The organism is Arthrobacter rhamnosi, assembly GCF_054510975.1.
Genome location: NZ_JBTNDN010000003.1, coordinates 466,673 through 476,604, shown reverse-complemented (window position 1 = coordinate 476,604; position 9,932 = coordinate 466,673). Strand labels below are relative to the sequence as shown.

Sequence of the window (9,932 nt, the reverse complement as noted above, 5' to 3'; positions counted from 1 at the left end):
CACAGCGCCGATGGTACTGCACCCGAGAGAGTGTGGGAGAGTAGGACACCGCCGGACAACCATTCAACGGGAAGGCCCCGCACCACCAGGTGCGGGGCCTTCCCCACTTAACACCCACCAGCACCCAGCACCGGCACCAGCCAGGGCACGTGCGACCGGCCGGTGCGTATCCCGTCTGAAGGCGGGCCTTTGCAGGGCGGATGACTCCTACAAGGGCGCGACAATGGTAAGGCTCGGAGGGCTCCATCACATCTACGCCAAGCGCGGAGGTCGATGAAGTGGGCGGCGGCGCTTCGTGGTTCCATAGATAGGTAGGACCCACAGCAAAATAGAGATCCGCCGGCAGAGAAGCGCCGGCACCTGATGAGAGGACCCCGCTGCCATGGCTGAGCAGGAGCACACCGCTGGACGAGACGGGGAGTCCCGGAGTGGGGGAGATGGCACCGGCGGCCGTCAGGGAGGATCCGAGCAGGCGGGTCGTCGTCATTCGTGGGGCTCGAAAGCCGGCAATGCGGGTGCACGGTCCTCGTCACCCCGTAGTTCCAGCACTGATCATTCCCGTGACCGCCGGGAGGCCGGACGAACCGAGTCAGAGCCGGGCAATGCGACGCGCGGCCGGGCGGGCGGAGAGCGCGCGACGTCCAACGATGAACGCCGCGCCCCCCGCTCGGAGGGCGGTTTCCGCGGAACGAGTAGCGGCGGACGGCCCACGGGCGGACGTCCGGCATGGAAGGGCCAGTCTGATCCACGAGGCGGCGATCGCACAGGCGGGTCGTACAGCCGGGACGGTCAGAGTGGTCAGCGTGAGCGCCCGGGTTACAGCCGGGACGGTCAGAGTGGTCAGCGTGATCGTCCGGCGTACGGTCGAGATGACCAGGGTGGTCAGCGTGATCGCCCGGCGTACGGACGGGACGACCGGGGCGGGCAGCGGCGCAGCGAGGGCCGCAACGAACGCACAGGATCAGGTGCTGAACGGTCCTCAGAACGGTCCTCAGAACGGTCTTCGGAGCGTTCGAGCAGGGCGCCCGAGGGCGGCAGGGGTGCGCAGCTACGTGGCACAGCCTCTCGTGGTGGTTCAGCATCAGGATCTTCCAGCGACAAGCAGTCCCGCTTTGCGGGTCGGGGGGCCCCGACCAGCCGCACCGGTGAAAGCCGTGATCGTCCCTGGCGGTCGCGCTCAGCATCGGAGGAAGGACGCCCGGGGAGCGAACGCCGTTCGCCCGAGCGGACCAGTTCCTTCCGTCGCCCGGCGGATCGCCAGGACCGGGGCGGTAGCGGCGAGCGTCGCGATGATGATCGTCGCCGCGGGACCCAGCCGGAGGAAGCAGTGTCCGCAGGGCCGCGCCCTCACAACGCGCGTGACCTCCGTAGCGCCAACAGGCCGGATCGTGAGCGTTCTCCCGAGATCGATGCGGACGTCAAGGGCGATGAACTCGATCGGGTGACCCGTGCTCAGGTCCGCAACCTCGAGGAACGCAGTGCCGAGTGGGTGGCGAAGCACCTGGTGATGGCGGGGCGGCTCATAGACTTCGAGCCTGAACTTGCCTTCCAGCACGCCCTGGCAGCGAGTCGTCGCGGTGGGCGCCTGGCTGCAGTCCGTGAAGCCGTAGGCCTGACGGCCTATGCTGCCGGCCACTACGGCGAAGCCCTCCGGGAATTCCGGACCTTCCGGAGGATCAGCGGATCGAACGTCCACCTGCCGGTCATGGCCGATTGCGAGCGGGGCCTCGGGCGTCCCGACAGGGCGCTGGATCTTGCTCGGAGCGAGGAAGCGGAGTCGCTCGACGCTGCCGGCAAGGCCGAGCTCGCCATGGTGGTTTCCGGCGCACGCGCCGATCTCGGTCAACTGGACGCTGCAGTCGCCGCACTCGAGATCCCGCAGCTGGACCTTCACCGGGCCTTCTCCTTCAGCCCCCGGCTGTTCCGCGCGTACGCGGATGCACTCGACGCTGTCGGACGCTCCGACGAGTCGGGTAAGTGGCGTCGTCAGGCAGGCGTTGCAGAGAAAGCCCTCGGGCTCGACGACGATCTCGAACCAGACATCGTGGACCTCGGCGAGGACGACGAGCCTGCGCCCGTGGCGGTGCCCAAGGTCGGTGACGTGCTCGGCAGGGCCGCTGCGGCTCCGGTCGCAGATCCTGCCGGCGATGCCCCCGCACAGGATGGCGATATCCCTGCTCAGCATGGAGAAGCAACGGATACCGGCGATGCTGAAACCCCGGACGGTGCTACGGACGACACGTTTGAAGGTCTGCCCGACCCTGACGAGGATGCTGACGAGGATGCTGACGAGGATGCTGACGAGGATGCTGACGAGGATGCTGACGAGGATGCTGACGAGGATGCTGACGAGGATGCTGACGAGGATGCTGACGAGGACGCGGACGGGCACGCGGACGCAGACGCAGGCCCGGGTCTGCCGCTGAGCACAGAGGGGGCAGAACCCGAGGCAGCAAGCGACCCGGTGGATGACACCGAAGAAACCGGGCGGAACGGGGGCGAAGCCGAGGCAGTACCGGCCGATGCCGTGCCGGTCGGCGAGACCGCCCACCCTGTCCAGTCCCTCCAGACCGAGATGCTCTTCAGCATGGACGAGTCAGGTGCGGCGGACATCGCGCCATCGGGCGACGAAGGATCAGCGGACGAACGCCGGCCCTCGGTGGGCCCGGCCGTCGAGTTCTCGGAAGCAGGATCGAGCCCAGCGGGGCGCAACGCCGGCACAGGTGAGCAGACAGGCGAACGGACAGGCGAACAGGCGGGCGACGAAGCCGATACGCGCGAGCGGGCCGGCAAGGCCGAGGCGAGCCAGGACGACGTCGTCGATGACTGAGCGCCTCATCGACGGATACGACGGCGTGCTCGCCGACCTCGACGGCGTCGTCTACGCCGGGCCGCATGCCATCCCGGGGGCTACTGAGGCCCTCGAGAAGCTCGCCGGGGAAGGCAAGAGCCTCGCGTACGTGACCAACAACGCGTCCCGCTCCTCCGAGCAGGTGGCAGCCCATCTCCGGGAACTGGGGGCTCCGGCCACCGCGGAGCAGGTCTTCGGTTCGGCCCTTGCGGGCGCGGAGCTGCTGGCGGGCATGGTGGCCGCGGGGTCGACGGTGCTCGTCGTCGGGAGCGAGACCCTCGCTGACGCCGTCAGGGCGCAGGGCCTGGTCGTCGTCGCGTCGGCCGACGACCGGCCGAATGCCGTCATCCAGGGATTCGCTCCCGGGGTGGGGTGGAAGGATCTCGCCGAGGCCGCCTACGCCGTGGCTGCGGGCGCGGTCTGGGTTGCCACGAACACGGACATGTCCATTCCTCAGGAGCGGGGCATCGCGCCCGGGAACGGTTCCCTGGTGGCGGCGGTCGCCGCTGCCACGGCGAAGTCGCCGGCGGTCGCGGGAAAGCCCGAGGCCGCCCTCTTCGAGACAGCGGCCCGTCACTCCGGCGTCGACCGTGCGTTGGTGGTCGGGGACCGCCTCGACACCGACATCCTGGGCGGAAACCGCGCGGGGATGGCCACTGCACTCGTCCTCACGGGCGTGGACTCGGTCCGCACGGCCCTGGTGGCGCGGGTCGACGAGCGTCCGGACTACCTGATCGAGTCCCTCGCAGAGCTGTACGAGGAGTACCCGGAAGTAACGCACGACGACGGTTCGTACGGCTGCGGCGGGGCCGCGGCCCGTGCGACCGAGACGACGGTGACCATCAGCGGGCGCGAGGGCGACCTCGACAGCTGGCGTGCCGCGTGCGCGGCGTGGTGGGCGGTCCACCCCGAGGAGGCGCCGGCGGCTCTGCCGGAGATCCGATTCACGCCGGGTCGTTAGGCTGGAGGCAGGAACGACAGCTTCGGTACGGAAGGGCGATCAATGGACGACGACATGGGTAGCGGGGACGATGGCGGCCTGCGTCCGCCGACCGGTGACCCGCAGGTCGACCGGATCGTGACCGTGCTCGACGGGCTGGACGACCTTCCCGTTCCGGAGCACGCCGACGTGTACCTCGACGTCCATGCCCGGCTGAGCAGCGAGCTGAACCCGGAACAACGACTCCGCCAGGCGGGAGCACATGGCGCGCCTTGACCAGGAGCTCGTGACCCGCGGGCTCGCACGGTCCCGCTCCCACGCGGCGCAGCTGATCGCGGCCGGCCGGGTCCTGAGGGATGGTGCCGTGGCGAGGAAGGCCTCGGCTCCGATCCTCCCGGCCGACCGCCTTGACATCGAGGAGCGCGGCGAGGAGTACGTCAGCCGTGCCGGTACCAAGCTCGACGGCGCCCTCCGGGCCTTTCCCTCCGTGAATCCGGTGGCCAAGCGATGCCTCGATGCAGGCGCCTCGACCGGAGGGTTCACCGACGTCCTCCTGCGGCGGGGAGCGCGCGAAGTGGCGGCGGTCGACGTCGGGCACGGCCAACTCGTGCAGCAGTTACGCGACGACCCGCGCGTCCAGGTCTTCGAGGGCATGAACGTCCGCCACCTCGACCCTGCCGACATCGGGGGGCAGGTGCAGCTGACCGTCGCGGACCTGTCCTTCATCTCGCTCCGGCTCGTGATGTCGGCGCTCGCTCGAGCCACCTGCCCCGGCGGCGAGCTGGTCCTCATGGTGAAGCCCCAGTTCGAGGTCGGGCGCAGCGGGCTGAACCGGCTCGGCGTCGTCACGTCCTCCGAGGCCCGACGTGGTGCTGTGGCAGGAGTGCTGCGCAGCGCGCTCGAGTGCGGACTGGAGATCGCCGGGGTCGCGCAGAGCGAATTGCCGGGCCAGGACGGCAACCTGGAGTACTTCGTGTGGATAAAGGTGCCGAGCGGGGGATTGATGCCTAGGATCGAGGGGGAGCTGGACCGGTTGGTGGACCAGGCACTCGCCCAGGGAGCCCTCCATCCGCCACCGCCCCGCCCCACCGATCAGACGGAGCTTGATGAGTAGAAGAATTCTGGTGCTCGCGCACACCGGCCGAAGGAACGCGATGGTCGCGGCGCAGGAAGCATGCACGCGCCTCCACGACCTCGGACTCCAGCCGGTCATGCGTCCCGAGGAACTCGCCGACCTCCAGGGCGAGTACGGGGCCCTCGCCGCTCCTGCCGAAGCGCTGGGCGACGGCGTCGACTTCGGCGACGTCGAACTCGTCATGGTCCTCGGTGGTGACGGCACCATCCTCCGTGCGGCGGAGCTCGTGCGGGAGGCGGAGATCCCCCTGCTCGGCGTCAACCTCGGACACGTCGGTTTCCTTGCCGAGAGCGAGCGGGCCGACCTCGAGGAGACGGTGGGCTGGGTGGCCGACCGCAGCTACACCGTGGAGGAGCGGACCACCATCGAGGTCCTCGTCTGGCAGGGCGACACCCTGCTCGGCCAGAGCTGGGCCCTCAACGAAGCGGCCATCGAGAAGGCGAACCGTGAGCGCATGATCGAGGTGGTCATGGAGGTGGACGGGCGTCCCGTGAGCTCCTTCGGCTGCGACGGCGTCGTCCTTGCCACGCCGACCGGTTCCACCGCCTATGCCTTTTCCGCCAGCGGCCCCATCGTGTGGCCGGAGGTGGAGGCGCTGCTCATGGTCCCGATCAGCGCCCACGCGCTGTTCGCGAAGCCACTGGTGGTGGCACCCACGTCGGTGCTCGCCGTCGAACTCCTGACCCGCACCGAAGCCGCGGGAGTGCTCTGGTGCGACGGACGACGGAGCATCGACCTCCCGCCCGGAGCCCGGGTCGAAGTCCGGCGCTCCGAGCACCCGGTGCGCCTCGCCCGCACGCACCAGACACCGTTCTCGGAACGCCTCGTCCGCAAGTTCGAGCTGCCGATCCAGGGCTGGCGCGGCCCCGTGAAACACCAGGACGGGCCGCGATGATCGAGGAGATGCGCATCCGCGACCTCGGTGTGATCACCGACGCCACTCTCACCCTCGGCCCCGGCCTGACCGTCGTGACCGGTGAGACGGGCGCGGGCAAGACCATGGTCATCACGGCGCTCGGGCTCCTGCGCGGTGCGCGCTCCGACGCCGGCGCCGTCCGCCTGAACGCGAAGTCCGCGTCGGCGGAGGCCGTCCTCCGGTTGGACCCCAACAGTCCGGCTGCCATCCGGGCCGTGGAGGCGGGGGCCGTGCTCGAGGAGTACGACGGCGTCGCCGAACTGATCCTCGCGCGGACCGTGACGAGCGAGGGACGAAGCCGCGCCTACGTCGGCGGCCGGGCCGCGCCCGTCGGTGTCCTGGCCGAGCTGGGGGACGAACTCGTCGTCGTGCACGGCCAGTCGGACCAGTTGCGGCTGAAAGGCGCCCCGGCGCAGCGGCAGGCACTCGACAAGTTCGGCGGCAAGCCCGTCGAGGAAGCCCTCCGGACCTATGGCGATGCGTTCCGCCAGTGGCGCGACGCCCTCGCCGAGCGGGACCGTCTGCGCAGCGAAGCCCGTGAACGGCTGCGTGAGGCGGAGGGACTCGAAGCCGCGCTGACCGAGATCGGGGATCTCGATCCGCAGCCAGGGGAGGACGTGGCGCTGAAGGCGGAGTCGATGCGGCTCGGCAACCTCGAGGAACTGCGCACAGCCGCCCTCGTGGCCCACCAGGCGCTCGTCTCCGAGGACATCGGAGCCAGTGCCGACGCCGTGTCGCTGGTCGACGAGGCGAAACGGCAGCTCGAGGCCGTCGCCGAGCACGACGCCGACCTGGGCGCGCTGGCCGAACGGCTCGCCGAGGTCGGCTACCTCCTGGCCGACATCTCCGCCGAACTGGCGGGGTACGGCACCGCACTCGACAGCGAGGGCGCGGGCAGGCTCGAGGAAGTCGAATCGCGGCGTGCGGCGCTCTCCGTCCTCGTGCGGAAGTACGCTCCCACGATCGACGAGGTGCTGGCCTGGCAGGAGGATGCCATCAAGCGCCTGCTCGAACTCAGCAGCGACTCCTCCCGTGTGGAGGAGCTCGACGACGTCATCGCGGACCTCGACCGCCAGGTGCACGAACTCGCGGACGGTCTGTCCGCCCTGCGCCGCGCCGCAGCCGAGAGCCTCGCTGCGAAAGTCAGTGACGAACTTACTGCCCTCGCGATGCCGGACGCCCAGCTGCTGATCGACGTCACCCCGGCGGAATCCCTGACGGCCCATGGCGCCGACGACATCGCCTTCACCCTCCAGCCGCATCCCGGCTCGGCGCCGCGTGCCCTCGGCAAGGGAGCGTCCGGTGGAGAGCTCTCCCGCGTGATGCTCGCCATCGAAGTCGTCCTCGCGGCCGTCGACCCCGTGCCCACCTTCGTCTTCGACGAGGTCGACGCAGGTGTGGGAGGCAAGGCCGCCGTGGAGATCGGCAGGCGGCTCGCCATGCTCGCGGAGCACGTCCAGGTCATCGTGGTGACGCACCTGCCCCAGGTCGCGGCCTTCGCGGCACGGCACATCCGGGTCACGAAGAACGTCTCCCGGGACGGCGATGGCGGCGGCGTCACCGCCAGCGATGTCGAGGTGCTGCCCGAGGAGGAGCGCGTGCGGGAGCTGGCGAGGATGCTCGCCGGCCAGGAGGACTCCGCGTCGGCACGCGCACATGCGGAGGAACTCCTCGCCGATGCGGCCCGTACCTTCGCTCGGTGATAGGCTTGAATTCCGTGGCGCAGCAAATAAACTCCCGGTTCCTGAAATCCGCAACGACCAAGCACATCTTCGTGACTGGCGGCGTGGCCTCCTCACTCGGCAAGGGACTGACGGCATCCAGCCTGGGTCACCTCCTGAGGGCGCGCGGCCTCTCCGTGACGATGCAGAAGCTTGATCCCTACCTCAATGTCGATCCCGGCACGATGAACCCCTTCCAGCACGGCGAGGTGTTCGTCACGGACGACGGCGCCGAGACCGACCTCGACATCGGACACTACGAGAGGTTCCTCGACGAGAACCTCGACGGGTCGGCGAACGTCACGACGGGCCAGGTCTACTCGACCGTCATCGCGAAGGAACGCCGCGGCGAGTACCTCGGCGACACCGTCCAGGTCATCCCGCACATCACGGACGAGATCAAGCGCCGCATGCGCCTGCCGGCCGACGCGGTACCGGGGAAGAAGACCCCGGACGTCATCATCACGGAGATCGGCGGAACGGTCGGCGACATCGAGTCGCAGCCCTTCCTCGAAGCGGCACGCCAGGTCCGCCAGGACGTGGGCCGGAACAACGTCTTCTTCCTGCACGTCTCGCTGGTCCCGTACATCGGCCCCTCGCAGGAACTCAAGACCAAGCCCACCCAGCACTCCGTCGCCATGCTGCGGTCCATCGGCATCCAGCCGGACGCCATCGTGATCCGCTCCGACCGCGAGGTTCCCGCAGCGATGCGCGAGAAGATCGGCCGCATGTGCGACGTCGACCTCGACGCCGTGGTGAACGCCGCGGACGCGCCCAGCATCTACGACATCCCGAAGACCCTGCATGCCCAGGGCCTCGACGCGTACATCGTCCAGGCACTCGACCTGAAGTTCAAGGACGTCAACTGGACCAAGTGGAACAAGCTCCTCGAAGCGGTCCACAACCCGAAGCACCAGGTGGAGGTAGCATTGGTCGGCAAGTACATCGACCTGCCCGACGCCTACCTGTCGGTGACCGAGGCCCTGCGGGCGGGTGGCTTCGCGAACAAGGCGAAGGTCACCATCAAGTGGGTACCCTCGGACGAGTGCCAGACCCCCGAGGGCGCGAAGAAGGCCCTCGCTGGCGTCGACGCCGTCTGCATCCCGGGCGGGTTCGGTATCCGCGGCCTCGAGGGGAAGCTCGGCGCGCTGACCTACGCCCGCGAGAACAAGATCCCGACCCTCGGGCTCTGCCTCGGGCTGCAGTGCATGGTCATCGAGTACGCCCGGAACGTCGTCGGACTCGAGGGTGCCTCCTCGAGCGAGTTCGAGCCCGACACCCAGTACCCCGTCATCGCGACCATGGCGGAGCAGCTCCACATCGTGGCGGGTGAGGGGGACATGGGCGGCACCATGCGCCTCGGCCGCTGGGAGGCGAAGCTCCAGGAAGGCTCGGTCGTGGCCGGTACCTACGGCAAGACCACGGTCTTCGAGCGCCACCGCCACCGCTACGAGGTGAACAACGAGTACCGCGAGCAGATCGCTGACGCAGGCCTCGTGTTCTCCGGGACGACGACGGACGGCAATCTCGTGGAGTTCGCGGAGCTGCCGAAGGATGTGCACCCCTACTACGTCTCGACGCAGGCCCACCCCGAGCTGAGCTCGCGCCCCACACGGCCGCACCCGCTGTTCGCGGGCCTGGTCAAGGCGGCACTCGAACTCCGCGGCGCGAAGGCCTGACGGTGCAGCCGGCCGGCAGCGCCGACGCCACGTTCAGCGACGAGCAGAGCCCGCGCCGCCTCCTCGGGACCACCACGGTCTACGAGGGGCGGGTGTGGGACGTCGTCAGCGAGGAGTTCACCCTCGCGGAGGGCGGCGAGGCCATCACGCGCGACTTCATCCGGCACCCGGGGGCCGTCGCCGTGCTGGTCCTGAACGACGAAGGACAGGTGCTCCTCCTGCGCCAGTACCGGCACCCGGTGCGGATGGCGCTCTGGGAGATCCCCGCCGGCCTGCTCGACGAGGAGGGCGAGGACTTCGTCGATGCCGCCGCACGCGAACTCGCGGAGGAGGCCGATCTCACGGCGCGGCAGTGGGACGTGCTCGTGGACATGTTCCTGTCGCCCGGCTCTTCCTCGGAGGCCCTGCGCGTGTACCTGGCGCGGGGGATCGGGGACGTCCCGGAGGCCGACCGGCACACGCGCACGCACGAGGAAGCCGAGATCGAGCTCTTGTGGGTGGACCTCGACGCCGCGGTGGACGCCGTGCTGGAAGGCCGCATCCACAGCCCGTCCGCCGTCGCCGCGATCCTCGCAGCACGCGTGGCACGCGAGACCGGCTTCCGCGAGCTCCGCCCCGCGACGACCCCCTGGCCCGAGCACCCGAGCCAGCATGCGACCTGGCCGCGTGGCGCCGTGCTGGAGAGCTGAC

General features: G+C 69.5%; 8 protein-coding genes. All 8 read left to right on the top strand.

Going from position 1 to position 9,932, the window contains the following annotated elements:
- Positions 1 to 1,327 precede the first annotated feature (1,327 nt).
- Genes ACX80J_RS10570 through ACX80J_RS10535 form a run of 8 tightly spaced genes read left to right on the top strand, consistent with a single transcriptional unit; the run spans position 1,328 to position 9,931 of the window.
- Positions 1,328 to 2,830: a hypothetical protein gene (locus tag ACX80J_RS10570; protein WP_459347721.1), complete on the top strand. Its 1,503-nt coding sequence runs from the start codon at positions 1,328 to 1,330 to the stop codon at positions 2,828 to 2,830.
- A complete protein-coding gene (locus tag ACX80J_RS10565; protein WP_459347720.1) occupies positions 2,823 to 3,812 on the top strand; it encodes an HAD-IIA family hydrolase in 990 nt (329 codons plus the stop codon). The genes ACX80J_RS10570 and ACX80J_RS10565 overlap by 8 nt, the downstream gene beginning before the upstream one ends.
- 42 nt (positions 3,813 to 3,854) lie before the next feature.
- A complete protein-coding gene (locus ACX80J_RS10560) occupies positions 3,855 to 4,067 on the top strand; it encodes a hypothetical protein (protein ID WP_459347719.1) in 213 nt (70 codons plus the stop codon).
- Positions 4,054 to 4,905, top strand: a complete 852-nt coding sequence (locus tag ACX80J_RS10555) for a TlyA family RNA methyltransferase (protein ID WP_459347718.1) — start codon at positions 4,054 to 4,056, stop codon at positions 4,903 to 4,905. The genes ACX80J_RS10560 and ACX80J_RS10555 overlap by 14 nt, the downstream gene beginning before the upstream one ends.
- Positions 4,898 to 5,821 carry an NAD kinase gene (locus ACX80J_RS10550; RefSeq protein ID WP_459346259.1) on the top strand — a complete coding sequence of 308 codons (924 nt, stop codon included), beginning with the start codon at positions 4,898 to 4,900 and terminating at the stop codon, positions 5,819 to 5,821. Before ACX80J_RS10555 ends, ACX80J_RS10550 begins: the two co-directional genes overlap by 8 nt.
- The gene (gene recN / locus ACX80J_RS10545; RefSeq protein WP_459347717.1) at positions 5,818 to 7,545 is read left to right on the top strand and encodes a DNA repair protein RecN; all 1,728 of its coding nucleotides are present in this window, start codon (positions 5,818 to 5,820) and stop codon (positions 7,543 to 7,545) included. The genes ACX80J_RS10550 and recN overlap by 4 nt, the downstream gene beginning before the upstream one ends.
- A complete protein-coding gene (locus ACX80J_RS10540; protein ID WP_301228551.1) occupies positions 7,542 to 9,242 on the top strand; it encodes a CTP synthase in 1,701 nt (566 codons plus the stop codon). The genes recN and ACX80J_RS10540 overlap by 4 nt, the downstream gene beginning before the upstream one ends.
- 2 nt (positions 9,243 to 9,244) lie before the next feature.
- Complete coding sequence (locus tag ACX80J_RS10535; protein ID WP_459347716.1) at positions 9,245 to 9,931, top strand: NUDIX domain-containing protein; 687 nt, start codon at positions 9,245 to 9,247, stop codon at positions 9,929 to 9,931.
- Position 9,932: the final 1 nt, after the last annotated feature.

What these genes read in the sequence shown, in the direction of transcription:
- ACX80J_RS10560 (WP_459347719.1), top strand. Translation starts at nt 3,855, where the DNA reads ATGGACGACGACATGGGTAGCGGGGACGATGGCGGCCTGCGTCCGCCG.
- ACX80J_RS10555 (WP_459347718.1), top strand. Translation starts at nt 4,054, where the DNA reads ATGGCGCGCCTTGACCAGGAGCTCGTGACCCGCGGGCTCGCACGGTCC.
- recN (WP_459347717.1), top strand. Translation starts at nt 5,818, where the DNA reads ATGATCGAGGAGATGCGCATCCGCGACCTCGGTGTGATCACCGACGCC.
- ACX80J_RS10550 (WP_459346259.1), top strand. Translation starts at nt 4,898, where the DNA reads ATGAGTAGAAGAATTCTGGTGCTCGCGCACACCGGCCGAAGGAACGCG.
- ACX80J_RS10565 (WP_459347720.1), top strand. Translation starts at nt 2,823, where the DNA reads ATGACTGAGCGCCTCATCGACGGATACGACGGCGTGCTCGCCGACCTC.